Genomic DNA, 25,066 nt, shown 5'->3' with positions numbered 1-25,066 from the left:
CCCCGCTTAGCTCGAGTAGGCGCTGTTCTCATGCACGTATTCGTGCGTGAGGTCGTTGGTCCAGATGGTGGCCTCGGCGTCGCCGGCCTGCAGGTCGATTTCCACGAGGACTTCGCGGGGCTCAAGGTCCACCAGGTTGCGGTCGTCTCCGATGCTGCCGTTGCGGCAGATCTGGATGCCGTTCATGGAAACGTTCAGCTGATCCGGTTCGAACACGGCGTCCGTGGTGCCCACGGAGGCGAGCACGCGGCCCCAGTTGGGGTCCTTGCCGAAGATGGCGGTCTTGAAAAGGTTGGAGCGGGCCACCGAGCGGCTGACCACCTCGGCGTCGCGTTCGCTGGCAGCGTTGAAGGTGCGGATGGCGATGTCGTGGCTGGCACCCTCGGCGTCGCCGATCAGCTTGCGGGCCAGCTCAGCGCACACCTGGGTGACGCCGGCGCCCAGCAGCTCGGCTGATGGGACGGCGTCGCTGGCACCGGAGGCCAGCAGCACCACAGTGTCGTTGGTGGACATGCAGCCGTCCGAGTCGGCGCGGTCGAAGGTGACGCGCGTGGCATCCCGGAGGACCACGTCGAGCAGCTCCGGGCTGGCCTGGGCGTCCGTGGTGAGGACCACCAGCATGGTGGCCAGGCCTGGGGCCAGCATGCCGGCGCCCTTCGCGATGCCGCCCACCGTGAACGTGTTGCCCTCGGCGTCGGTGCCGGTGAATACGGCTTCCTTGGAGACGCTGTCAGTGGTCATGATGGCCGTGGCCGCCGCGGAACCGCCGTCCTCGGAGAGCTCGGCGAAGGCGGCGTCGATGCCGGGGATCAGCTTGTCCATGGGCAGCTGCTCACCGATGAGGCCGGTGGAGCAGACCACGACGTCGGAGGCGGAGATGCCGAGCACGGCAGCCACTTTTTCGGCGGTTGCGTGCGTGTTTTGGAACCCTTCCGGGCCGGTGCAGGCATTGGCCCCGCCCGAGTTCAGGACGACGGCGTCGGCCCGGCCGTCGGTGATCACCTGGCGGGACCAGTGCACGGGGGCTGCGGCAACCCGGTTGGCGGTGAAGACTGCTGCGGCGGACGTGAGCGGGCCGTCGTTGACCACGAGGGCGAGGTCCGGGTTGCCCGATGCCTTGATGCCGGCTTTGACGCCCGCGGCGCGGAATCCTTTGGGTGCGGTGATGGTCACGGAGCAACTCCTTGCAGGTTCAGGCCGGCGGTTTCCGCCAGGCCGAGGGCGATGTTCATGGACTGCACGGCGCCGCCGGCGGTTCCCTTGGTGAGGTTGTCGATGGCGCACGTGATGATGACGCGGCCGCTGTGCTCGTCGAACGCCAGCTGCATGACGGCATGGTTGGAACCCTGCACCGACTTGGTGGTGGGCCACTGGCCTTCGGGGAGCAGGTGGACGAAGGGCTCCTCGTCGTAGGCGTCGGCCCAGGCCTGGCGTAGCTGCGCGGCGGTGACGCCGGGCTTCACCTTGGCTGTGGCCGTGGTCAGGATGCCGCGGCTCATGGGGGCCAGGGTGGGTGTGAAGGAAACCGTCACCTGTTCCTTGGCAGCGTTTGAGAGGCCCTGTTCGATCTCGGGGGTGTGGCGGTGCCCGCCACCCACGCCGTAGGGGCTCATGGAGCCCATCACTTCGGATCCGATGAGGTTCACCTTGGCCGCCTTGCCGGCACCGGAGGTCCCCGATGCGGAGACGATCACGACGTCGTCGGCCTGGAGGAGCTGGCCGGCGAACCCGGGCGTCAGGGCGAGCAGGGCCGACGTCGGGTAGCAGCCAGGCACGGCGATGCGGGTGGCTCCCTTGAGCGCTTCGCGCTGGCCGGGGAGCTCGGGCAGGCCGTAAGGCCAGGTGCCGGCGTGCGGGGAGCCATAGAACTTTTCCCACGCGGCGGCGTCCTGGAGGCGGTGGTCCGCACCGGCGTCGATCACTACCGTGCCTTCCGGCAGCTGCGCGGCAATCTCCGCAGAAGCCCCATGCGGCAACGCCAGGAACACGACGTCGTGCCCGGCAAGGTTTTCCACCGTGGTGTCTTCAAGAATCCGGCCGGCCAAACCATGGAGATGCGGCTGCAACTCCCCTAGTCTGGAACCGGCGTTGCTGTGCGCTGTGATCGCACCGATGGTGACGTCAGGGTGGCCGGCGAGCAGGCGCAGCACCTCTCCTCCGGCGTAGCCGCTGGCACCGGAGACGGCAACAGAAATAGTCATGGCAAGACTATACAGCAAAAATATTCATGGTCGCCGATATTTATGCATGCCTGCCGCCCGGATGCTGCTCGGTCGGGGTTGGTCAAGCCATTTCGATCAGCGGCGTATGCTTGGTAAAGGGTGATCCAGACCGTGCAGTCCGAACGTCGGCTGCAGCGTTGCCCGTTAGCGATACGGGGCACAACCATATATGGCACCCACTTCCACCGCTGAGCGCCCGAAAATCCGCGCCATTCAGCCGAACCCGGTTGTCCACAGCTATTCCGAACTGCTCAAGAAGGTCCGCTCTGAAGGCCTGTTGGAGCGTCGCAGCGGCTTCTACATCTGGGTCTTCGTCGCCCTCATGCTGCTCATGGCCGCAACCTGGCTCGGTTTCGCCCTGCTGGGCGACTCCTGGTACCAGTTGCTCATCGCGGCCGCGGTGGGCATTTTCTGCACCCAGCTCAGCTTCCTGGCCCACGAGGCCGGACACAAGCAGATCTTCGCGTCCCGCCGCGCCAACGACTGGTCCGCCAGGCTCCTGGCCACAGGAATCGCCGGCATCAGCTACTCCTGGTGGGAGCAGAAGCACGGCGCCCACCACAACCACCCCAATGTCATCAACAAGGACCCGGACATCCGGACGAACGCCCTGGTGTTCCACACCGAGGCTGCCGAAGCCCGGCAGGGACGCCTGGCCTTCCTGACGCGCAGGCAGGGCTGGTTCTTCTTCCCCCTGCTGACGCTCCTTGGCATCAGCCTCCAGTTCGATTCCCTCCGCTTCATCCTGGGCCGCGAAAAGGTCCGCCACCGCTGGGTGGAAGCGCCCATCCTGCTGGCCAGGCTCACGGCCTTGCCGGTGCTCGCGTTCACCTTCCTCCCCATCGGCATGGCCTTCGCCTTCCTCGGCGTGCAGATCACGGTGTACGGCTTCTACATGGGCGCCTCGTTTGCCCCCAACCACAAGGGCATGCCTGTGCTGCCGGCCGACAGCCGCGTTGACTTCCTGAGCCGCCAGGTCCTCACCTCCCGCAACATCTCCGGCGGACGCTTCATGGACTTCCTGCTCGGCGGCCTGAACCGGCAGGTGGAGCACCACCTCTTCCCGGACATGGCCCGCCCGCAGCTGCACCGCGCCGCCCGCATTGTGCGCGAGTTCTGCGCCACGCACTCCATCCCCTACACCGAAACCACGCTGATGCAGTCGTACGGGATCGTGGTCCGGTACCTCAACGAGGTGGGGCTCTCCGCGGGCCGCGGCTTCGACTGCCCCGTGGCCTCCACGCACGGGCGCCGCTGACTCCTGGTTGGACAACCCGGGCCGCCTGCTCCCTAGGATGGTGGGTGACCCGGGCTCCGGAAAGACCGTCCCGGAGAAGGAGATCCCATGATGCATGCCATCGTTGCCCGGCAGTCCGGAGGGCCTGAAGTCCTCGAACTCACGGAGACGGAGATCCCGGCGCCCGGCCCCGGTCAGCTGCTGGTCAAGGTGGCCGCCGCCGGCGTCAACTTCATCGACACCTACAAGCGCGGCGGCATCTACAAAGTCGGGTACCCGTTCATTCCCGGCGCGGAGGCGGCGGGCACCGTAGAGGCCATCGGCGACGGCGTGCTCGACTTCGCTGTCGACGACCGGGTCGCCACAGCGGAAGGCGACAACTGCTACGCCGGGTACACGCTGGTGGACGCCCACAAGGCGCTTCCGGTGCCCGACGGCGTCGACGACCACACCGCGGCCGCACTGCCGCTGCAGGGCATCACCGCGCACTACCTGATGAATTCCTCCTTCCGTGTGGAGCCCGGCCACACCGTACTCACCCACGCAGGCGCCGGCGGCGTCGGGCTGCTCCTGATCCAGCTCCTGAAGTCCCGCGGGGCCCGCGTCATCACCACGGTCTCCTCGGACCAGAAGGAAGCCCTCGCCCGGGAAGCCGGGGCCGATGAGGTGCTGCGCTACGACGGCTTCGCCGACAAGGTCCGCGAACTCACCCATGGCGAGGGCGTGCACGTGGTGTACGACGGCGTCGGCAAGGACACCTTTGACGACTCGCTCAAGTGCCTGCGCATCCGCGGCTCGCTGGTCCTGTTCGGGGCCGCCTCCGGCCCGGTACCGCCGTTCGATCCGCAGCGGCTCAATTCCGGCGGCTCGCTGTCCGTCACCCGCCCCACCATGGCGCACTTCCTGCAGAACGCCCAGGAACGTCGCTGGCGCGCGACGGAGATCTTCGACGCCGCCGCCAACGGCACGCTCAAGGTACGGGTCGGCGCCACCTACCCCCTGGCCGAGGCAGCCCAGGCCCACCGCGACCTCGAGGGCAGGCAGACCACCGGCAAGGTCCTCCTGCTGCCCTGACGTGATTCACGGCGGGTCAGCTCCGCTGCAATGCCCATCCGGCGTTGGGCCCACGACGTGCAGTTCCAACGCCGTGAAGCCCAACGCCGGATGTCCTTAAGTGGACGCGCAGGCGAACACAACATGAACTCCGGTGAACACAAGACACCTTTTGTTCACCTTGAAAGGCCATGCTGGCGACGTGAGCAACGAACAACGGGAACAGGCCGATCAAGCGGATGTACAGACCCTGCATCTGCCCCAACTGCCGGGAGCTGCAGCAGCCCCGGCTGAACGAACCCTGATCGGCATCCTTGAGGAAACCGCAAGCACGTTTCCCGAGGCCTCCGCGCTGGACGACGGCCGCAAGTCCCTGAGCTATGCGGACCTGCTCAAGGCAGTCCACGGCTTTGCGCGGACACTCCATGCAGCGGGGTTGGGGAGCGGCGACAAGATCGGCGTGCGCATCCCCTCAGGCACCAATGAGCTCTACATCGCCATCCTGGGCATCCTCATGGCCGGCGCCGCGTATGTGCCTGTTGACGCGGACGACCCCGAGGAGCGTGCCCGTCTTGTGTTCGGCGAAGCCCAGGTTGCCGGGATCGTGCGGGCCGGGCTGCGGCTCGACGCCGCCGGAGAGCCCCGCGGGCCGCTTGCGGAAGCGCGGAAGCCACGTCTGGACGACGATTCCTGGATCATCTTCACCTCCGGATCCACCGGAACGCCGAAAGGCGTCGCGGTGCGGCACCGCTCGGCTGCCGCCTTCGTTGACGCGGAGGCCCGGCTGTTCCTCCAGTCCGAGCCGATGGGTCCGCATGACCGCGTCCTGGCCGGGCTGTCCGTTGCCTTCGACGCCTCCTGCGAAGAGATGTGGCTGGCCTGGCGCCACGGCGCGTGCCTGGTGCCCGCGCCCCGAGCCCTGGTCCGGACCGGCATGGACCTTGGCCCCTGGCTCATCAGCCACGGCATCACGGTGGTCTCCACCGTTCCCACCCTTGCTGCCCTGTGGCCGGCCGAATCGCTCGAAAACGTGCGCCTGCTCATCTTCGGCGGCGAAGCCTGCCCATCCGAGCTCGCGGAGCGGCTCGCCGTCGAGGGCCGGGAAGTCTGGAACACCTACGGACCCACCGAGGCCACCGTGGTCGCCTGTGCGGCGCCCCTTGGCGGACCCGGCCCCGTGCGGATCGGGCTGCCGCTGGACGGCTGGGATCTCGCCGTCGTCGATTCCGACGGCGTCCCGGTCGCCGAGGGTGAGACCGGCGAACTGATCATCGGCGGCGTCGGCCTGGCCCGCTACCTGGACCCCGCGAAAGACGCCGAGAAGTACGCCCCCATGGAATCCCTGGGCTGGGAGCGGGCCTACCGCTCCGGCGACCTGGTGCGGTATGAGAGCGCCGGGCTGGTGTTCATGGGCCGCGCGGACGAACAGGTCAAGCTGGGCGGCCGCCGCATCGAACTCGGTGAAGTCGATGCCGCACTCCAGGCCCTGCCCGGCGTTGCGGGCGCCGCAGCCGCCGTGCAGACCACGGCGGCGGGCAACCAGATCCTGGTGGGCTACCTAGCCCCGGCCGACGGTGCCGCGATTGACCTGGCCGCCGCGCGCGAACTCTTGGGCGGGAGCCTGCCGGCGGCGCTGATCCCGCTGCTCACGGTGGTGGAGTCCCTGCCCACCAAGACCAGCGGCAAGGTGGACCGCCATGCCCTGCACTGGCCCTTGGCCGGCGCCGCCGCCGCTGCGGCCGGCGAGGCCCCGCTCAACCTCCCCGACGACGCCCGCTGGATCGTGGAGCAGTGGGAAGCCGTCCTCGGCAGCCCGGTCACCTCCCTCGACGCCGACTTCTTCGCCTATGGCGGCGGATCCCTGGCCGCGGCGCAGCTCGTCTCGGCCCTGCGCATCCGCTACCCCACTGTGACGGTGGCGGACATCTACGCGACCCCGCGCGTGGGAGCCCTCGTGGACACGGCCCGGCAGTCGCTGCCCGACGGCGGGATCCCCGGCCCTGCGGCCGAACGCACCGTGCGTCCGACCGCCCTGAAATCCCAGCTCTTCCAGATCCTCATGGGGGTTCCGCTGCACATCCTGGTGGGCATGCGCTGGCTCACCTACCTGATGGCGGCCAACCGCCTGTTGGCAGACTTTGCCGGATTCTCTGCAGCCCCGGCCGTTTCCTGGTGGTGGATTGGCGCGTCGTGGCTGGTGTTCGTCAGTCCGTTGGGCCGCATGGCCATCTCTGTCGCGGCAGCCCGCTTCCTGTTGCGTCGCGTCCAGCCCGGAACGTATCCGCGCTCCGGCAAGACCCACCTGAGGCTGTGGCTCGCCGAGCAGGTCCAGGCTCTGTCTGGCGCCATCGGCCTGGCCAGCGCCCCCTTCGTTCCCTACTATGCCAGGGCCTTGGGGGCAAAAATCGGCCGGGACGTGCACCTGCATTCCCTGCCCCCGGTCACCGGATTCCTGTCCCTCGGCAGTGGCTCCAGCGTGGAGCCGGAAGTTGACCTCTCCGGCTGGTGGATCGACGGCGACCTCGTCCACATCGGCAGTATCCATGTGGGGGCCGGGGCCGTCGTCGGCGCCCGGAGCACCCTGATGCCGGGCGCGAGCATCGGTGCCGGCGCCCACGTCGAGGCCGGCTCCGCCGTGCTCGGCAAGGTCAAGGCCGGGCACTTCGTGGCCGGCTCCCCCGCCGAACGCCGAGGCAAGGCCAAGCGCGACTGGCCCGAACAGCCCGCCAGCCGTCCGCTGGTGAACCGTCTCTGGTTTGGCTTGTTCGCCACGGCGTCCGCCCTGCTGGCCCTCATCCCCTATGTGTCCGCCCTTGCCGGCGCCCTGGTGGTCCTCACTTTCATCCAGGGCCGCGAATCGCTCCAGGAGGCCCTGCCGCAGCTCGTGTTGGCCGTTCCGTTCGCTGCGCTTGCCTGGTTCTTCGGCAACATGCTGCTGATCCTGGCCGTCGCACGGCTGCTGGGACTCGGCCTGAAGGAGGGCCATTACCGCGTCCGGAGCCGTGTCGGCTGGCAGGTCTGGGCCACCGAACGCCTCCTGGACCTGGCCCGAGACCTGCTCTTCCCCATCTACGCCAGCCTCTTCACCCCCGTGTGGCTGCGGCTCCTTGGCGCCAAGGTGGGCCGCAACGTGGAAGCCTCCACGGTTCTGCTGCTCCCCCGCATGACCACCATCGGCGACGGCGCGTTCCTGGCCGACGACACCATGGTGGCCTCCTACGAACTCGGTGGCGGCTGGATGAAGATCGCCCCCGCCAAGATCGGCAAGCGCTCCTTCCTGGGCAACTCGGGAATGACGGCGGCCGGGCGCAACGTGCCCAAGAACTCGCTCGTGGCCGTGCTGTCAGCCACCCCGGCCAAGGCCAAGTCCGGCACGTCCTGGCTGGGCAGCCCGCCCGTCAGGCTGCGCCGCACCGCCGTCGATGCCGACCAGAGCCTCACGTTCCAGCCGCCCCTGCGGCTCAAGGTGGCCCGCGCCGTCTGGGAACTGTGCCGCCTGCTGCCCGTCATCCTGACGGCAGGCATAGCGGTGGGGGTCATGCTTGCCCTCGACTGGATCGCCACCGTGTCCGCATACTGGGTGGCGGCGCTGCTGTGCGGGGCCGCGGTGATGGCGGCCGGTGCGGTGGCGGCGCTCAGCTCCGTTGCGGCGAAGTGGCTCCTCGTGGGGACCATCAGGGCCGGCCAACATCCGCTGTGGAGCTCATTCATCTGGCGCAACGAGGTAGTGGACACCTTCATTGAAATGGTCAGCGCCCCCTGGTTTGCCCGTTCGGCAGCAGGAACCCCCGCGCTGGTCTGGTGGCTGCGGGGCCTGGGCGCCAAAATCGGGCGAGGCACGTGGTGCGAAAGCTACTGGTTGCCCGAGGCCGACCTCGTCACCCTCGGGGAAAACTCCACCGTCAACCGCGGCTGCGTCGTCCAGACGCACCTCTTCCACGATCGCATCATGAGCATCGACACCGTGACGCTGGGCAATGGTGCCACGATGGGCCCGCACGGCGTCATTCTCCCCGCTGCCAGCATCGGCGCGGGCGGCACGGTTGGTCCGGCGTCGTTGGTCATGCGCGGCGAAACCGTCCCGGCGGGGACGTATTGGATGGGAAATCCCGTGAGTCCATGGGAGGGTCCGGCCCCAGCGTCGGCCGGTGCCAAGTAGATTGAATTTCATGACACCGAGGGACCAATCCAGCACCGGGACCGCCGCTAAACCTCCGGTTTCCTACGCACTCCATGCACACGCCGCGAACGCGGATCCCTATACGCTCGACCATGGCAGCACCGTGTACCGCGTGGACCGCTACGAGCTGGAGCTGGACTGCCGGCTGGGCAGCAACAAGCTGATCGGCCGGGCCGTGCTGCGCTGTGTGGTGCTGAAGTCCACCTCGCAGCTGGTTCTCGACCTCGTGGGGCTGAAGGCGTCCAAGGTCCAGCTGGATGGAAGGAAGATCCAGAAGTTCAACCAGCGCGCCGAGCACCTGGTGGTGTCCCTCCCCTCGGTGCTGGAACCCGGCCACGAATTCAGCCTTGACATCCGCTACGAGGGCAACCCGCAGCCGCGCAGGGGGCTGTGGGGCGATGTCGGCTGGGAGGAGCTCAACGACGGCGTGCTGGTGGCCGGGCAGCCGAACGGCGCCGCGTCCTGGTTCCCGTGCAACGACCACCCGCGGCACAAGTCGAGCTTCCGGATCGCGGTGACCACCGACGACAACTACCGGGCCGTGTGCAATGGCAGCCTTGTCTCGAGGACGCGCAAGTCCAGCCGCGAAACCTGGACCTACGAACACGCCGAGCCCATGTCCACGTACTTGGCCACCGTGCAGATCGGCCGCTACGAGCTGGTGGCGCTGAATCCCGAGAACCCGCACCACAGGGTCCGCCAGTTCGTGGCAGTGCCCAGGCAGCTGGAAGAGGAGGCGCGTGAAGGACTGCGCCGCCAGCCGGACATGATGCGCACCTTCGAAGAATGCTTCGGACCCTACCCCTTCACCGAGTACACGGCCGTGGTGACCGAGGACGAGCTGGAGATCCCGCTCGAGGCGCAGACGCTGTCGATTTTCGGCCGGAACCACATGCGCGACGAATGGGAGGCCCAGCGGCTGATCGCGCACGAACTGTCGCACCAATGGTTCGGAAATTCGCTCACAGTGAGCAACTGGAAGGATATCTGGCTGCACGAAGGCTTCGCCTGCTATGCCGAGTGGCTGTGGTCGGAAGAATCCGGCACCCTGCCCGTGGCCGAGCGCGCCCGGGCAGCCTGGAAGAAGCTCAACTCCTCGCCGCAGGACCTGATGGTCGGAGACCCTGGGCCGGACCTGATGTTCGATGACCGGGTCTACAAGCGCGGCGCCCTGGCCGTGCATGCCGTCCGGTGCGCCGCCGGCGATGCCGCGTTCTTCGACTTCCTGCAGCAGTGGACCACCGCCAAGCGGCACGGTTCGGTGTCCACCCCGGAGTTCATCGCCGCCGCGGATGCCGCCGTGCCGGGCCTCGACTCTGCCGCGGTCCTGGGGCCGTGGTTGTACGAGGGGGCCCTGCCGCCGCTGCCTGTCCGGGGCTGCTAGCCAGCACGGTGCCGGTCAGCCCGCTTTCGGCTCAGCCCAGTTTCGGCTCAGCCCAGGGCCAGCGCCGCCACGAGTCCGGACGGCGGCCGTCCCTCGATGCGCAGGGCGGCTCCGGGGCTGGGCACGGCATGGCCAGGCACTGGAAATCCTGCCAGGTCAAGGTCCGTGAGTCCGGGCCGGTCCAGGACGTCCAGGCCCGACGGGTCTGTCCGGAGCCCCTCGCTGGTCATCTTGAGCCAGGCCTCCTTGCGGGCCCAGAGCCGGGCGCGCCCGGCAGCCTGTGCCCTGACCGGCAGCGAGCCCAGATGGTCCTTCTCCGCAGGCGTCAGCGCCACGTCGTCGAAGCCTTCGAAGCCGGTCTTCGCGGTGTCCTCAAGGTCGACGCCCAGTCTCTCGCCCGGGTCAGGATGCACGACGGCGGCGAGCAGCACCCAGCCGGCCGCGCGGGAGGCGCTGAGCAGCAGCGGTGCCGGACCTCCGTCGAGCATGAACCCGGGCCGCCCGTGGTCCTGGCCGGGGCCGCACTGGGGGCAAACGTAGACCGGGACGAGCCGCTCCGGCCCAACCGCGAGGAGACCGGCGGCAAAGCGCCGCAGTGCCTGACGACCGGCCACAAACTCGGCGCGGTCCCGCTCATTCGCGAAGCGGCGGGCCCTGGCCTGGGCCGGGTGGTCAAGCGGGCTCTCGATGAGGACTTGGTCGAGAGGCTCGAGGCGCAGGGAAATGCCGTCCACTGTTGCGCCTCCTTCCGGTCTCATTCTTACCCGGCCATCGTAGCCGGGTGGCTTGGAGAGGACGCAGCTGGTCCCCGCAACGCGTGCCGCGGGGACCAGTGCTGCAAAGATCCGTGCTACTTAACGGTGTCCAGGTAGGACGCCAGCGTGGGCGTGATGCGGGTGCCCGAGTTCGTGGTTCCGCCGTTGGTGTGGATGGCCACAATCGATGTGGAGCTGTTGTAGACCGGCGCCCCGCTCTGGCCTCCGTAGGTGTCCATCTTGTAGAAGACCTTCTCGGCCTGCGTCGAGGAGATCGAGCCGGTCATGGTCCACATGGTGCCCCGCGGCTTGTCCCCCGGATATCCCCGCACGGTTGCCGTGGTTCCCGTCAGGCTTGCGGTGGTGCCGGTGTAGTTGAGCCATCCGGTGGTGTTGCCTACCGTGCAGTCCAGCTTGATGACACCCCAGTCCGCGTTGGTGTTGGCCGAGTCGATCCACCGCTGGTCCGTGTAGAGCTGGGTGGCGCCGCACGTGCCGTAGGGGTCGGTGAGGCCATTGCGGCCGGGGGCTACGCGGACTCCCCAGGAGTAGTCCGCAGTGGAGCCCGTGCCGCCTTCATGGACGCAGTGGCCGGCGGTCAGGACGGTGTCGTCCGAGATCAAGGCACCCGAGCAGATGTAGCCGCCGTTGAACTCAATCTGCACAATGGAGCGGTTGGGGGCCGCCGTGGTGTTGCTGACCTGCGTCCGGCCATCCGCACCGATGACCGAATCCGTGGAGAAGCCACCGCTTTTTCCTGTCCTGACGAACGAGTACTTGTCGGCCAGTGGAGACGCGGCCGACCCCGAGGTCTGGAAGGGATCCACGGTATGTGATGCAGGCTGGATGTCGCTCGACGCCGCTGTGGCGGTGTCCGACGCCGTGGCCGTTCCACCGATCGAGGACGCGAGTGCCAGTACTGCAGCTCCGACAAGCAAGCCGACGTTGTGCCTTTTCATGGGTACCTTTCGCAAAGGCGGCTCTCGTGAAGCCGCACAGGAGTTGTGATACACATGCTTCACATGTGCATGACAGAACTGTCATGCACATGTGACTCTATTGTCAATAGATTTGGTAGCTTGGTCCCAGTAAACCTGCTTCCGGAAAAGAAGAATCCCCGGAACCTCAGGTTCCGGGGATTCTTCGCAACAGAAAGGATCAGCGCTGGACTGCCCCGAAGCGCTCTGCGGCGACAGCGACGGCGGCCTCGCGGGCCTCCGATGCTTCGTCGGCCGTCAGGGTGCGGTCCGCGGCACGGAAGCGCAGGCCAAAGGCCAGCGACTTCTTGCCGTCCTCGATGCCGGTCCCCACGTAGACATCGAACAATGCGACATCTTCGAGGAGGTCCCCGGCGCCTTCGCGCAGGGCCTCAAGTACGGCGTCCGCGGGGACATCCTGGGGCACCACGAGGGCGACATCCTGGGTGGCCACGGGGAAACCGGAGATGTGCTTGGCCACGATGACGTCCGCGGCGGCTTCGAAGAGCGCGTCCGCGTTGATCTCAAGGGCCACCGAGCGGGCCGGCATGTCGTGGGCTGCCAGCAGCTTCGGGTGAAGCTCGCCGGCGTAGCCGACCACTTCGCCGGAGCGCAGCGCGAGCTGGGCGGCGCGGCCGGGGTGGAAGGCCTGGTGGCTGCCCTGGCTGGCCACGAGCTCCACGCCAAGGACATCGCCCATGAGCCGGGCAACATCCAGGGCGTCGGCCCAGTCCCAGAGCCGCGGCTTGTGGCTGGCGGCGGCCGGTGAATCATGCCCGGTCAGGATGGCGGCGAGGTGCAGCGGCTGGGCCGGGACGCCGTCGTACAGTCCGTCCAGGACCTCATCGGACGGCTTGACGCCCAGCGGCGGGATCGACTCCGTGCCGAGCTGCTCGCCCGGGAGGAAGACCAGCCCGGCTTCGTAGATGGCCAGGTCGCGGAAGCCCCGGGAGTGGTTGCGGCGGGCCACTTCGATCAGGCCGGGCAGCACGGACGTACGCAGGTAGCCGTGCTCCTCGCTGATCGGGTTGGCCAGCTTGAGGGCCGGACGTGCCGCGCCTTCCTCGGCCACACCGAAGGTGTCGTTGGCGGCCTTGGAAACAAACGGGTAGGCCAGGACCTCGGTCAGGCCCGCATCGGCCAGGGCCTGCACCAAGCGGCGCTTCTGCTGCTGTGCACGGCTCAGGCCGCGGCCGGGAGGAGCCACGGGCAGGGTGGCGGGGATGTTGTCGTAGCCGACCAGCCGCGCGATTTCCTCGGAGAGGTCTTCCTTGGTTTCCAGGTCGTTGCGCCAGCTCGGAGCCGTGACAAGGTAGCCGGTGCCGGTCTTTTCGACGGTGCCGCCGAGGTCCTCCAGGGAGCGGGTGATCTGCTCTTCGGTGAAGTCGATCCCGATCCGGGCTGCGGCGTAGCCCGCCGGCAGTTCGATCGTGACGGGCTCGGGAGCGGTCCCGACGTCGGTGCCGGCTTCGTCCTCAGTGCCGCCGGCGAGCTCGACGAGCAGGTCCACGACGCGCTGTGCCGCAACGCCGGCGAGCTGCCAGTCCACGCCACGCTCGAAGCGCTTGGACGCCTCGGAGGGCAGCTTGTGGCGGCGGCGGGCGCGGGCGATGGAGACCTCGTCGAAGTGCGCGGCCTCCACCAGGATGTTCGTGGTGGCGTCGGAGACCTCGGTGGCGGCTCCGCCCATGACGCCTGCGATGCCGATCGCACCGGAGTCATCGGTGATGAGCAGGTCTTCGACGTCGAGCGTGCGCACCTTTTCGTCCAGGGTGGTGATCTTCTCCCCCGCCACGGCACGGCGGACCACGATGTCGCCCGAGAGCTTGTCCAGGTCGTAGCAGTGGTTCGGCTGGCCGAGCTCGAGCATCACGTAGTTGGAGATGTCCACGGGCAGCGAAATCGAGCGGACGCCGGCCAGGCGCAGGCGCGAGGACATCCACGGCGGCGTGGGACGGGTGGCGTCCACCCCGCGGACGGTGCGGGCCACGAAGCGGTCACAGCCGGGCTTACCGTAGATCGGGGCGTCGTCGTTGAGCTTGACGCCGTAGCCACCGGACAGTTCGGCCGGAGCCTGCACCTTGGAGGCGGGGTCAACGAAAGCCGTGCCGGTGGCGTGGGCGTATTCACGGGCCGCGCCGCGGATCGAGAAGCCGTAGCTGCGGTCCGGGGTGACGTTGATTTCGGCGGCTTCGTCGTACAGGCCCAGCAGGGCCATGGCGTCGGAGCCGATTTCCGGGTCCAGGCCGATGCGCGAGAGCACCAGGATGCCGTCGTGGTCATCACCGATGCCCAGTTCGCGCACGGAGGCGATCATGCCGGCGGAGAGGTGGCCATAGGTCTTCCGGGCCGAGATGTGGAAGTCACCGGGCAGCACGGCACCGGGAAGGGTGACAACCACCTTGTCGCCTTCCGCGAAGTTGTGGGCGCCACAGATGATGCCCTGCACGCCGGAAGGGTCGATGCCCTTGCCGGTGAGCGTCTGCTCCTGCCCTTCGGGGACAACGCGGACCTGGCACCAGTTGATGGTCTTGCCGTTGGACTGCGGCTCCTTGACCAGGCTCAGGACCTGGCCCACCACGATGGGACCCTTGAGGGCGTCCGTGGGGCGGTGGACCGCTTCTTCTTCAAAACCGACCTTGACGAGCTCCGCCATGACGTCTTCGGCCGTTGCATCGGCCGGAACCTGCGCGAATTCGCGCAGCCAGGAAAGTGGGATACGCACTGTTAGATCTCCATCCCGAAGTGCTCGCTGAAACGTACATCGCCTTCGATCATGTCGCGCATGTCGCCGACCTCGTTGCGGAACATGAGCGTGCGCTCAATGCCCATGCCGAAGGCAAAACCTGAGTAGACGTCCGGGTCGATGCCGGCCGCCCGCAGGACGTTGGGGTTGACCATGCCGCAGCCGCCCCATTCGATCCAGCGCGGACCGCCCTTGGCGCCGGGGTGCCAGATGTCCAGTTCCGCGGAAGGCTCCGTGAAGGGGAAGTAGTTCGGGCGCAGCCGGATTGAGGCTTCGTCACCGAACATCTGCCGGGCGAAGTGCTCCAGCGTGCCGCGCAGGTCCGCCATGCTCAGTTTCTTGTCGATGGCCAGGCCTTCGAACTGGTGGAACACCGGCGTGTGGGTGGCGTCGAGCTCATCGGTGCGGAACACCTTGCCGGGGCACAGCACATAGATCGGCACTTCGCGTTCCAGCATGGAACGGACCTGCACCGGCGAGGTGTGCGTGCGCATGAGCAGGTGGGCTTCAGGGGGCTCCACGAAGAACGTGTCCTGCATTTCGCGGGCCGGGTGGTCCGGCTTGAAGTTCAGGGCGTCGAAGTTGAACCACTCGGATTCGACCTCGGGGCCTTCCGCGATTTCCCAGCCCATGCCCACGAAGATGTCCGCAACGCGGTCCTGCAGGGTGGAGAGCGGGTGGCGTGCTCCTGCACGGCGGCGGCGCGGCGCTGCCGTGACGTCCACAGTTTCCTCGACCAGGATCCGTGCATCGTTTTCAGCCTCAAGCACGCTGGTCCGGGCGGCGAGCGCCTGGTTCACGCGGCCACGGGAGGACCCCATGATCTTGCCGGCCGCAGCCTTGTGCTCCTTGGCCAGCCCGCCGATTTCACGGTTGGCAAGGCTCAGCGGCGACTTCTCGCCCGTGTGGGCGAGGCGGACGGCCTTGAGTTCTTCGAGGGAGGAAGCCGCGGCAATCGCGGCAACGGCATCCTCAACGGCTGCGGTGATGGCGGCCTCATCCAGGGGATTCGGGATGGCAGCGCCTGGCAAAGTGTCAGTCATCTACTGTTCTTAGCTACGAGTCGGGAAATGGCCCCAATAAAGGCCGTCAAAACGAAAGGGCAATGCTCGCCGGGATTCCGGCGGGCATTACCCCTCAGTCTAGTTGAACGGTTCCGCTGCGATTTAACCTGTGACAGCCGCACCGGAGCCGCGGGCGTACGACGGCGGAGCCCGCCTACGCGGGCGGGTGGCCCGGCATGGGTGGAAGCGGCGGTGTCTGGCCGCTTTGGCCGGGACCGGCGCCCGTCGCTGGCGGCTGGACGGGCTGCTGTGGGTAGCCCTGCTGCGGGTAGCCGGGCTGCTGGGGGTAGCCGGGCTGCTGTGGCTGGCCGTGGGCAATGCCGGCGCCTGCGAGCGCCGGGGAGGGCTGCGCGGACTGCCGCCTGCGCAGCAGGACGAAGAGCAGGATGAGTGCGGCGGCAACCACCAGGACGGCAATGAGCACCCACAGCAGCCACATCGGGAAGGCAAAGCCCGGGTTGACTTCGGCCTTCACCTGGACGGTTTCTTCGGTCATGGCAAGCATGTCGAAGGTGGCGGAGTTTCCGTCAACCTTGGCGCCCTTGGCTTCCACGACCTTGCCCGGGAAGCTGATCTTGACGGTGGCCTCGTCGAAGATCGATTTTGCCAGCCCTGCCGTCGCGGGGTCGCTGCTGCCCGATCCGGTGATGCCGCCCATGGTCAGCAGGTAGAAATCGCCGTCCTTCCGAAGCTCGAACGGGGACTTGGAGGTGGACGCGGCCGAGATCTTGGCTGGTTCCAGACCTTTTGCCGTGACCCGTTTGCCTTTGTACTTGCCATCCTCGTAATCCACTACCGTGGCGCCTTCGGGAACATCCATCTGATCGCTGGAACTTCCGTTGGACTGCATGAATTCGTCGAAGGACTTGTCTCCCAGGACGGCCTTCTGGATGGCGTAGACCACGTCGTAGTCGACGCTGTTTTCGTTGTTGACCTTGACGTCCATGTTGATCTTGACACAGCCGGTCAAAGCAAGCACCAGTGCGATCATCACGCCGGCCATGCCGATGGCCCGTTTCGCGTTCATCTTCCCCCCGAACGATCAGGCACCAGGCCTGCCCCGGTGGTCCCTGATCAGACTATCCCCGGCACAGGGACCGTGCCAGAGGCCCCGGGGCTACCATGGCCTCATGAAATGGGGGCACCGCCTGCGACAGATCGTCAACGTCCTGGACCTGGCGACGCCCCTTGGCCTGCTCATCGCGCGGGCCTCGGGTTCCAGGCTGTCCCGCGGGCCGAGGGGCCTCATCATCGCAGCCGGCTACGGCTGGAGCCTGCCCCATGCCGGGGCGTTCACCGTGGGCAACGTTGTGCTGTTCCGGGCCCCGCAGGGAACAGCGGGCCACGACCCAGGCCTGCTGGGCCATGAGGAAAGGCACTGCTCGCAATACGCGTACTGCCTGGGCTTGCCGTTCCTGCTGCTGTACGCGCTCTGTGCCGGCTGGTCGATGCTGCGCAGCGGCAACCCGGCATCACGCAATTTCTTCGAACGCCAGGCCGGACTGGCTGCGGGCGGCTACATTGACCGTGGAGGCCGGATCCCGGACTTCCGCTCCCACAAGCGAAACGAGGCATAGGCATGACACGCACCATCACAGTGACCGGCACCGGCACTGCCGAGGCAGCCCCTGACCTTGTCACACTGTCCCTCGGCGTGGAAACGCGCCGCGACACCGCCGCCCAGGCGTACCAGGACGCCGGCAGCACGGCCGCCGCCGCTGTTGATGCCCTTCGCCGGAACGGCGTGGCGGACCGGGATCTGCGGACGAGCGGCCTCAATCTTCGGGCGGACCTCGTATGGGTCGAGGGCCAGGGCCAGAAGGTGACCGGTTATGTCGCCTCAACGACTCTGGTTGTCCGGCTCCGGGCGCCCGGGTCTGCCCCGGCCGCGATCGCCGCCGCCGTTGCGGCAGGAGGGGACGGCATCCGCATCAGCTGCCTTGAGCAGGGGTTTGCCGATCCCGCGGCAGTGACGGCACTGGCGCAGGACGCCGCATGGCAGGACGCTGTGGAGCGTGCCGGGCAGTATGCGTCCAGGGCGTCCGCGCGCCTCGGAAGCGTGCTGACCATCAGCCAGCCCCCGGCCGGTCACGGTCCGGTCCCCCTCGGTGGACTGGTGCGCGCATCCCTGGCCGAAAGCGTTGCCATCGAGGGCGGCGAATACTCGGTCTCGGCCAGCGTGACGGTGGAATGGGAACTGCTTGAGCCTTTGTCCGCCCCGCAGCCTGGCTAGTGGATGGCTCCCGCGGACAAGGCGGGATCCGTGTCCGTTACCAAGGCCGTGCGGACTACGACAGCGATGCCCTCGGCCATGGTCCCGGCTGGCATGGCCGGAACGGCGCTGCCGAGGGGTAATCCCGAAGCATCGTAGGGAACATGGACGAAGCCGCCGCGGGTCTGCGGCCGCGACGCCAGGGCGTGCATGAGTGCGTAGAAAACGTGATTGCAGACATAGGTCCCGGCCGTCTGTGACACTTCGGCCCTGATGCCTGCTATTTGCAGTGCCCGCAGTGCGGCCTTTATTGGAAGCGTACTGAAGTAGGCGGCGGGCCCGCCGGGTACAACCTCCGCGTCAACGGGGCGCCGGCCGGCATTGTCCGGGATCCTCGCGTCGTCGCAGTTGATGGCGACGCGTTCCAGCGAGATCCTGTCACGGCCGCCCGCCAGTCCAAGGCTGACCACGAGGGCCGGATTAAGGCGATCAACGGCCTCGAGGAGCCTGGCGGCCGCATCGCCGAAGACGCAGGGAAGCTCAAGCGCCTCCACCTCGTGCCCCTCGCCCCGCAGGATGTCGCGGGCCAGTGTTGCGGCCGCCCAGGACGGGTTGGTGGCGTCGCCTCCGAAGGGTTCGAACCCGGTCAGCAGAATCATGGACCAACCCTAGCAATGCCCGCGCCCACTTTCGAAGACCTTGACTTTGACTCGAACATACATTCGAATGGTCTTCATGAGATGGGACGCACAAGCACTCTCCGCGGCCGCTGTACCGGCATCGGACAACGACGCCGCTGGAGGTCCTTCCGTGGCGGCGTTCCCCGAGGCCTTGCTGCCGCTGGCCGGGCTGGTCCGGTCCGTCTCCACCCCCGAGTTCTCCGGAGTCACCTTTCATGAGGTCACCGCAAAGTCAGTGCTCAACAAGGTGGCTGCCGGTTCCCGGATGCCCTTCGAATGGACCGTCAATCCCTACCGCGGCTGCAGCCATGCCTGTGTCTACTGTTTCGCCCGCCAGAGCCACACTTATCTGGAGTTCGACGCCGGCCGGGACTTCGACTCCCAGGTGGTGGTGAAGATCAACGCGGCTGAGGTCCTGGCCAGGGAACTTGCCAAGCCGTCGTGGGCCCACCACCAGGTGGCCCTTGGCACCAACACCGATCCCTATCAGCGGGCCGAGGGCCGGTACGAACTGATGCCCGGCATCATCAGGGCCCTCGCGGATTCCGGCACGCCCTTCTCCATCCTCACAAAGGGGACTCTCCTGGCACGGGACATTCCCCTGCTGAAGCACGCGGCCACGCAGGTCCGCGTCGACCTTGGTATCTCCTTGGCCATGACGGACGAACACCTGGCGGGCCTCATCGAGCCCGGCACACCCTCACCCCGGGCACGGCTGAAGCTGATCGGCCGCCTCCGCGACGCCGGGCTGGCCTGCGGCGTCATGGCGATGCCTGTCCTGCCGTGGCTGACGGACACAGACGAAGCCCTGGACAATCTGTTCGGATCCCTCGCGGCAGCGGGAGCCACGGGCGTGACCGCCGGCGCCCTGTACCTTAAGCCCGGGACACGGGAATGGTTCATGAAGTGGCTTGCGGCCAACCACCCGGAACTTGTCGGACGCTACCGGCGCCTCTACGGCCGGGGCTCCTATGTTTCCAAGGAATACAGCAGCTGGCTCAGCGCCAAGGTCAACAACCTCAAAGCCAGGCACGGCTTTGCCGGGACACAGGGCTTCAGCCACCACAACGCCAAGGGCCCGGGGCCACGGATTGATCCGGCACGGAGGGCCGCACAGAGTGGCCCTGCCCAAACTGCCCCCGGCCAGCCCACGCTGTTCTGATCTGCACGCGGGGATCGTCCTTCATTTCAGCCTTCACGGCGAGCACGCTGCAGAAGGGGGGCCTCCATCACGCGGCTGCGGTTACCCGGGCCAGCAACGCCCGGACAATCGGGAGATCGGCCGGGATCCACGGCAGGCTGAGAGCTTTGCCACAATCATCCAGTGTGACCCAGCGCAGCTGGTCGTGGTCCTCGAGCGGGCGCGGCTCCCCGCTGCTCACCTCGGCAAACCACACCCGCATGGCGGCCCGCCCATTCAGCGGCCATCCTGCGGGCGCGCCGGACTCAAGTTCATCCCCCAGCCGCACGGTGACGCCCAGTTCTTCTGCCAGTTCACGGTGCAGTGCAGCCTCCGGGGCCTCCCCCGGCTCCACTTTCCCGCCGGGGAACTCCCACATCCCCTCGAACTGCGGCGGAGCGGTCCGCCGGGCGGCAAGGAGGCGGCTTGGGTTTTCCAGCGAGTCGACGACGGCGGCGCCCACCACGTGTATCAGTCCAGTCACCGCAACAGTCTATGGGCGGAGCCTGCGTGGAAGCCGTCACACTCAAAGGCCAAGGCCCGCGGTCCCCCGTAGAATTGAAATCAGATTTACTCTGATCGCCCCCGAGGCAAGCACAAGAACAGGCCTATGACTACCACTGCCACCACCGCCGTCGCCGCCAAGGCCCGGAACCGCCACCTTGCGCTGGCCATCCTGGCGCTGGCCATGGGCGGCTTCGCCATCGGCACCACCGAATTTGCCATGATGGGCCTGCTCAAGGAAATCGAGACCGGGCTGGACATCAGCACCTCGCAGGCCGGCAACCTGATCTCCGCGTACGCCCTCGGCGTGGTGGTCGGTGCCCCGGTGTTCGCCACCGTCGGCGCCCGGCTGCCCCGCAAACACCTGGCACTGGGCCTCATGTTGTTCCTGAGCCTTGCCAACCTGACGTCATTCATTGCCCCCGACTACGCCACCATGCTGGTCACCCGCTTCGCCTCGGGCCTGCCGCATGGAGCGTTCTTTGGAGTGGCCGCCGTCATCGCAGCGAGCCTGGTGGCCCCGAGCAAGCGGGGGTGGGCCATCTCGATGGTCATGGGCGGGCTGACAGTGGCGAACGTGATCGGCGTCCCGCTGGCCACCTGGCTTGGACAGACTTTTGGCTGGCGGCTGCTCTTTGTGGTGGTGGGCGCCATCGGCCTGGCCACCGTGGTGCTGTTGTGGAAATTCGTACCCTTCGAGCCGGCCCACCCGGAGGCCAGCATCCGCCGTGAGCTGGGCGCCCTCAAGCGCATCCAGGTCTGGCTTGCCCTGCTGATCGGCGTCATCGGCTTCGGCGGCTTCTTTGCCGTCTATACCTACATCGCCCACACCATGACCTCCGTGGCCGGCATTCCCGAGTTCCTCATTCCCGCCGTGGTGGCCCTGTACGGGCTCGGCATGGTGGTCGGCAACATCATCGGAGGGCGGATTGCCGACAAGTCCGTCATGGGGACCATCTACTTGGTCCTGCCCGGCATCGCCCTGGCGCTTGTTGTCTACGGCATCGCTGCCCACTGGGCGTGGTCCGCATTCATCATGGCCTTCGTGGTGGGGGCCATCGGCTCCATGCTGGTCCCGCCGCTGCAGACGCGCCTGCTGGACGCTTCCCCGGATGCCCCGTCGCTGGCCTCCTCGCTCAACCATTCCGCCCTGAACGTCGCCAATGCCCTGGGGGCGTTCCTGGGCGGCACCGTCATCGCGTGGGGCTGGGGCTATGTGGCCCCTGCCTACGTCGGCGCGGGCCTGGCGATGCTTGGCCTTGGCATCGCGCTCCTGAGCGGACTCCTGGAACGCAGGCGCCCGCTCGCCGCCTAGCGGCATCCGGGACAAGGAGATCAACGCAGAAGGGCTCCCGCGGTTTCGCGGGAGCCCTTCTGCGTTGAATCTGACAGACAGCTATGCCTGGACGCGCTCCACGTCGGGCTCAAGGTAGATGACCCGGGCGATCGGAACCGCCGCGCGGATCCGTTCCTCGGCGTCGTCGATCACCTTCGCGATCTCCTGTCCGGTGTCGGCTGCCCCGACGCTGATCTTGGCCGCAACCAGGAGCTCTTCCGGTCCCAGGTGCATGGTCTTGAGGTGGATGATCCGGGTGCCGTTGGCCTCGATGGCCCGCGCGATCCCGGCTGCGTCATCCTTGGTGGCGGATTCGCCCAGCAGGAGCGACTTGGTTTCCACGGCAAGGATCACGGCGATGGCGACGAGCAGCAGGCCGATCATGCCTGTGCCGGCAGCGTCCCAGATCCCGTTGCCGGTGACCAGGGTGAGGCTGACGCCGAACAGGGCGAACACCAGGCCAAGCAGTGCGCCGAGGTCTTCGAGCAGGATCACGGGCAATTCGGGCTGCTTGGCGTTGCGGACGAACTTGACCCAGCTCTGCTGCCCGCGGATGTGGTTCGACTCCAGAATGGCGGTCCGGAAGGAGAAGGACTCGGCAACGATGGCGCCGATGAGCACGGCCAGCGGCACCCACCAGAAGTCGCCCTCGATGGCGTGCGGGTGCTGGAACTTGTCCCATGCCTCGTAGAGGGCAAACAGGCCGCCGACGCTGAACAGCACAATCGAGACGATGAAGGCGTAGATGTACCGCTCGCGTCCGTAGCCGAACGGGTGCTCCGGGCTCGCCGCCCGCTTGGCGCGCTTGCCGCCCACCAGCAGGAGGACCTGGTTGCCGGAGTCGGCCACCGAGTGGATGGCCTCTGCAAGCATGGACGACGACAACGTCAGGATGAATGCAATGAACTTGAGTACGGCGATCGTCAGGTTGGCGGCAAGGGCCGCCACGATCGCTTTGGTACCGCCACTTGCAGCCACGAAAGCTTCACCTCTTCAGGATTCAGGGAAATTGGGAGAACCGACAGGTCGAGGGACCTCGGTGCGCTCCCCTGCAAGGAATACCGTACCGTTCCGGCCCCCGCCCATGCACAATCAAATCACCAAGGCTACTGACTATTCGAGAGCCGCGTGTTAGTTTGGGGCCGTGAACCGGGCCGCACAACGGCCCTGAACCGAAGGAGGAGTCATGGGTATTCTCGGATGGATCATTCTTGGACTCATTGTCGGAGCGATCGTCAAGGCAATCATGCCCGGCAAGGTCGGCGGCGGCTGGCTGACCAGCCTGGTGCTGGGCGTGGTCGGCGCGATCGTCGGTGGCTGGATCGGCGACCTGGTCTTCGGTTCCGGCAAGATGGAGTTCTGGAACCTCGGTTCCTGGGTCCTTGCCATCGTCGGCGGCCTGGCCGTGGCCGGCGTCTACGGCGCCATCACCGGACGCAACAAGTCCACCACCTGACGGGACCATCGGAAGCAAGCGCAACGCCCGCCCACATTCCCGTGGGCGGGCGTTTGCTTTGCGAGGGTGCTGGGCAGGCTCAGGAGCCCTGCTGGGACCGCGCGCTGGCGTAGAGGCACACTGTGGCGGCTGTTCCCAGGTTGAGGCTCTCAGCGAAGCCGTAGACCGGCACGGCCACTCGGTGGTCGGCCAGCGCGAGTTCGGCGTCGGAGAGGCCCTGGGCCTCGTTGCCGAACAACCACGCCGTGGGGGCTTCCAGCGCATAGTCCGAGGAAACATCTGCCGCACCGAGCCGCCGGGCAGCGTTTTCGTCCTGGAGTTTGTCCAGGTTGAGGGTGCCGTAGCCATCGGCGGCCAGGACGCCGATGCCGAGTTCCTTGCAGCGGGCCACGAGTTCGTCCACCTCGGCGCCCAGAACCACCGGAAGGTGGAACAGGGAGCCTGCGGTGGACCGGACGGCTTTGGGGTTGTAGATGTCCACGCTGGAGGAGGTCAGCACCACGGCGTCGGCTCCGGCGGCATCCGCAGCGCGCAGGACCGTGCCGGCATTGCCGGGGTCCCGCACCTGGCACATAACGGCGATAAGGCGGGGACCGGCGTCGAGCACTGAGTCCAGGCTCACATCCACAAAACTGCAGACGGCCACGATTCCCTGCGGATTGACGGTGTCCGCCATGGCGGACAGCACCTCGTCGCTGGCAAGCCTCAAGGCGGTGCCCTCAGCCAGGTCGGCGAGTTCGGGGAGACGGTCGAGGCAGGCCTCGCTCGCGTACACCTCGTGCACGACGCCGGGCTCCCCCGCCGCGATCCGCTCACGGTGCAGGGACAGGGCCTCGCGGACGGCCTGCGGCCCCTCGGCCAGGAAGCGTCCGCGCTTTAAACGCGCCGGGCGCCCGGCAAGCTTTGCGACATCCCTCACCCGATCAGCTCGGGGGTTGGTCATCGGAAAATCTTGCAGGCGCCCGGTTTCGTTCATATAAGAACTTTAGTGGCTGTTGCGACTAGTTCTTGATCTGCTGGCGGGCTTCGCCGCCGGCCGGCTCGAAGCCGGCTGCCTTTGCAGCTTCAACAGTGGCGAACCAGTATTCAGCAGCGGTGGCGTCGTACCAGGTGGAACCCGGAACGTGGTACTTCTTGGACTCGGCGTTGCCCTTGATGGCGTAGCCTTCCGGAGCGTCTTCGCCTTCAACGGCAGCAACGGCGCCATCGATGTCCGACTTGGCAGCGGCAGCGGCCGGAGCAGCCTTGGCGGCAGCCTTCGGAGCAGCAGCTTCAACCTTGGCGGCCGGAGCGGAAGTGTCGGCCGGCAGTGCAGCCTTGGCGATGTTCACCAGGGCAGCGAAAGCGTTGGCGTCGGAGACGGCCAGTTCGGCCAGCATGCGACGGTCAACCTCGACCTCAGCGGCCTTCAGGCCCTGGATCAGACGGTTGTAGGTGAGGCCGTTGGCGCGGGATGCAGCGTTGATACGCTGGATCCAGAGGCGACGGAAGTCACCCTTCTTCTTGCGGCGGTCGCCGTAGCTGTACACAAACGAGTGCAGCAGCTGCTCTTTGGCCTTGCGGTACAGGCGAGACCGCTGACCGCGGTAACCCTTTGCGCGTTCAAGGACAACCCGGCGCTTCTTGTGGGCGTTTACCGCCCGCTTCACACGTGCCACGTGCGTACTCCTTCAGAAATCTTTATCCCAAGCTGCTACTGCCGGAAACCCGGCCGGCCTGAGAAGGCTTTTGGTGTAGTCGGTTGCTGCCGGTTGGCAGAAACCAGAGAACTTGGAACTTAGATGCCGAGCATCTTCCGGATGACCTTGGCGTCGCCCTTGAAGACGATCTTGTCGCCGGCAAGGCGGCGGGTCAGCCTGGAGGACTTGTGCTCCAGGTAGTGACGGCGGTTGGCCTGCTGGCGGCGCAGCTTGCCGGTACCGGTCAGCTTGAAGCGCTTCTTAGCACCGCTGTGGGTCTTCATCTTCGGCATGGGAACCGATCTCCTTACGTATCCGCGGACGTGGTCCGCAGTTCTTTCGTGCAGCCGACCTCATGGGGCGGCGTGCTGGTTGCTTGCCGTGTGGAGGCTGGCCTCCTG

General features: G+C 67.1%; 22 protein-coding genes. 9 read left to right on the top strand and 13 right to left on the bottom strand.

The genetic code is table 11. The features are described from left to right. Positions 1 to 6 precede the first annotated feature (6 nt). Both argJ and argC read right to left on the bottom strand, forming a co-directional pair. The gene (argJ, locus tag NVV90_RS07405; protein ID WP_258440536.1) at positions 7 to 1,173 is read right to left on the bottom strand and encodes a bifunctional glutamate N-acetyltransferase/amino-acid acetyltransferase ArgJ; all 1,167 of its coding nucleotides are present in this window, start codon (positions 1,171 to 1,173) and stop codon (positions 7 to 9) included. Next, positions 1,170 to 2,201 (bottom strand): N-acetyl-gamma-glutamyl-phosphate reductase, encoded by a 1,032-nt coding sequence (argC, locus tag NVV90_RS07400; RefSeq protein ID WP_258440535.1) that lies wholly within the window; start codon positions 2,199 to 2,201, stop codon positions 1,170 to 1,172. The genes argJ and argC overlap by 4 nt, the downstream gene beginning before the upstream one ends. Before the next feature lie 190 nt (positions 2,202 to 2,391). On the opposite strand from argC, the gene NVV90_RS07395 reads away from it, so the two are divergent. The 4 genes from NVV90_RS07395 (at position 2,392) to NVV90_RS07380 (ending at position 10,076) form a co-directional block, all read left to right on the top strand. After that, the gene (locus NVV90_RS07395) at positions 2,392 to 3,480 is read left to right on the top strand and encodes an acyl-CoA desaturase (RefSeq protein WP_258440534.1); all 1,089 of its coding nucleotides are present in this window, start codon (positions 2,392 to 2,394) and stop codon (positions 3,478 to 3,480) included. An 87-nt stretch (positions 3,481 to 3,567) separates the two neighbouring features. After that, positions 3,568 to 4,533 carry a quinone oxidoreductase gene (locus NVV90_RS07390; protein ID WP_258440533.1) on the top strand — a complete coding sequence of 322 codons (966 nt, stop codon included), beginning with the start codon at positions 3,568 to 3,570 and terminating at the stop codon, positions 4,531 to 4,533. A 181-nt stretch (positions 4,534 to 4,714) separates the two neighbouring features. Continuing rightward, positions 4,715 to 8,671: a Pls/PosA family non-ribosomal peptide synthetase gene (locus NVV90_RS07385; RefSeq protein WP_258440532.1), complete on the top strand. Its 3,957-nt coding sequence runs from the start codon at positions 4,715 to 4,717 to the stop codon at positions 8,669 to 8,671. A 10-nt stretch (positions 8,672 to 8,681) separates the two neighbouring features. Beyond that, complete coding sequence (locus NVV90_RS07380) at positions 8,682 to 10,076, top strand: M1 family metallopeptidase (RefSeq protein ID WP_258440531.1); 1,395 nt, start codon at positions 8,682 to 8,684, stop codon at positions 10,074 to 10,076. A gap of 47 nt (positions 10,077 to 10,123) precedes the next feature. Here NVV90_RS07380 and NVV90_RS07375 read toward each other — a convergent pair whose 3' ends face one another. The 5 genes from NVV90_RS07375 to NVV90_RS07355 form a co-directional block, all read right to left on the bottom strand. Beyond that, entirely contained in the window at positions 10,124 to 10,810 is a 687-nt protein-coding gene (locus NVV90_RS07375; RefSeq protein ID WP_309304102.1) for a 4'-phosphopantetheinyl transferase superfamily protein, read from the bottom strand. 116 nt (positions 10,811 to 10,926) lie between these two features. Then, positions 10,927 to 11,790 carry a serine protease gene (locus NVV90_RS07370; protein WP_258440530.1) on the bottom strand — a complete coding sequence of 288 codons (864 nt, stop codon included), beginning with the start codon at positions 11,788 to 11,790 and terminating at the stop codon, positions 10,927 to 10,929. Positions 11,791 to 11,989: 199 nt separating this feature from the next. After that, the gene (gene pheT / locus NVV90_RS07365) at positions 11,990 to 14,533 is read right to left on the bottom strand and encodes a phenylalanine--tRNA ligase subunit beta (RefSeq protein ID WP_258440529.1); all 2,544 of its coding nucleotides are present in this window, start codon (positions 14,531 to 14,533) and stop codon (positions 11,990 to 11,992) included. Between the two features lie 2 nt (positions 14,534 to 14,535). Next, positions 14,536 to 15,597, bottom strand: coding sequence for a phenylalanine--tRNA ligase subunit alpha (pheS, locus tag NVV90_RS07360; protein WP_258440528.1), 1,062 nt, complete (start codon positions 15,595 to 15,597; stop codon positions 14,536 to 14,538). 175 nt (positions 15,598 to 15,772) lie between these two features. Further along, the gene (locus NVV90_RS07355; RefSeq protein WP_258440527.1) at positions 15,773 to 16,645 is read right to left on the bottom strand and encodes a cytochrome c-type biogenesis protein CcmH; all 873 of its coding nucleotides are present in this window, start codon (positions 16,643 to 16,645) and stop codon (positions 15,773 to 15,775) included. Between the two features lie 103 nt (positions 16,646 to 16,748). Between NVV90_RS07355 and NVV90_RS07350 the strand changes: the two genes are divergently transcribed. Both NVV90_RS07350 and NVV90_RS07345 read left to right on the top strand, forming a co-directional pair. After that, complete coding sequence (locus tag NVV90_RS07350; RefSeq protein WP_258440526.1) at positions 16,749 to 17,195, top strand: hypothetical protein; 447 nt, start codon at positions 16,749 to 16,751, stop codon at positions 17,193 to 17,195. Between the two features lie 2 nt (positions 17,196 to 17,197). Beyond that, positions 17,198 to 17,851: an SIMPL domain-containing protein gene (locus NVV90_RS07345; protein WP_258440525.1), complete on the top strand. Its 654-nt coding sequence runs from the start codon at positions 17,198 to 17,200 to the stop codon at positions 17,849 to 17,851. Here NVV90_RS07345 and pcp read toward each other — a convergent pair. Next, a complete protein-coding gene (gene pcp / locus NVV90_RS07340) occupies positions 17,848 to 18,489 on the bottom strand; it encodes a pyroglutamyl-peptidase I (RefSeq protein WP_258440524.1) in 642 nt (213 codons plus the stop codon). The two genes, NVV90_RS07345 and pcp, sit on opposite strands and share 4 nt — an antisense overlap. A gap of 76 nt (positions 18,490 to 18,565) precedes the next feature. Here pcp and NVV90_RS07335 point away from each other — a divergent pair, with 76 nt between their 5' ends. Beyond that, the gene (locus NVV90_RS07335) at positions 18,566 to 19,672 is read left to right on the top strand and encodes an Rv2578c family radical SAM protein (protein ID WP_258440523.1); all 1,107 of its coding nucleotides are present in this window, start codon (positions 18,566 to 18,568) and stop codon (positions 19,670 to 19,672) included. 67 nt (positions 19,673 to 19,739) lie between these two features. Here NVV90_RS07335 and NVV90_RS07330 read toward each other — a convergent pair whose 3' ends face one another. Then, complete coding sequence (locus NVV90_RS07330; protein WP_258440522.1) at positions 19,740 to 20,174, bottom strand: (deoxy)nucleoside triphosphate pyrophosphohydrolase; 435 nt, start codon at positions 20,172 to 20,174, stop codon at positions 19,740 to 19,742. 126 nt (positions 20,175 to 20,300) lie between these two features. On the opposite strand from NVV90_RS07330, the gene NVV90_RS07325 reads away from it, so the two are divergent. After that, positions 20,301 to 21,509: an MFS transporter gene (locus NVV90_RS07325; protein WP_258440521.1), complete on the top strand. Its 1,209-nt coding sequence runs from the start codon at positions 20,301 to 20,303 to the stop codon at positions 21,507 to 21,509. Between the two features lie 81 nt (positions 21,510 to 21,590). Here the strand turns inward: NVV90_RS07325 and NVV90_RS07320 are convergent, their stop codons facing one another. Further along, positions 21,591 to 22,508: a cation diffusion facilitator family transporter gene (locus NVV90_RS07320; RefSeq protein ID WP_258440520.1), complete on the bottom strand. Its 918-nt coding sequence runs from the start codon at positions 22,506 to 22,508 to the stop codon at positions 21,591 to 21,593. Between the two features lie 208 nt (positions 22,509 to 22,716). Here NVV90_RS07320 and NVV90_RS07315 point away from each other — a divergent pair, with 208 nt between their 5' ends. After that, the gene (locus tag NVV90_RS07315; protein WP_258440519.1) at positions 22,717 to 22,986 is read left to right on the top strand and encodes a GlsB/YeaQ/YmgE family stress response membrane protein; all 270 of its coding nucleotides are present in this window, start codon (positions 22,717 to 22,719) and stop codon (positions 22,984 to 22,986) included. Positions 22,987 to 23,065: 79 nt separating this feature from the next. Here the strand turns inward: NVV90_RS07315 and NVV90_RS07310 are convergent, their stop codons facing one another. The 3 genes from NVV90_RS07310 to rpmI all read right to left on the bottom strand — a co-directional run bounded on the left by NVV90_RS07310 (position 23,066) and on the right by rpmI (position 24,958). Next, entirely contained in the window at positions 23,066 to 23,962 is an 897-nt protein-coding gene (locus tag NVV90_RS07310) for an RNA methyltransferase (protein WP_258440518.1), read from the bottom strand. A gap of 25 nt (positions 23,963 to 23,987) precedes the next feature. Further along, a complete protein-coding gene (gene rplT / locus NVV90_RS07305) occupies positions 23,988 to 24,644 on the bottom strand; it encodes a 50S ribosomal protein L20 (RefSeq protein ID WP_258440517.1) in 657 nt (218 codons plus the stop codon). Between the two features lie 119 nt (positions 24,645 to 24,763). After that, entirely contained in the window at positions 24,764 to 24,958 is a 195-nt protein-coding gene (rpmI, locus tag NVV90_RS07300) for a 50S ribosomal protein L35 (RefSeq protein WP_003798720.1), read from the bottom strand. Positions 24,959 to 25,066: the final 108 nt, after the last annotated feature.

The sequence above is a fragment of the Arthrobacter sp. CJ23 genome (assembly GCF_024741795.1).
Lineage (GTDB): Bacteria > Actinomycetota > Actinomycetes > Actinomycetales > Micrococcaceae > Arthrobacter.
The sequence above is the reverse complement of the archived record's forward strand: the minus strand, read 5'-3'. Positions and strand labels throughout refer to the sequence as shown.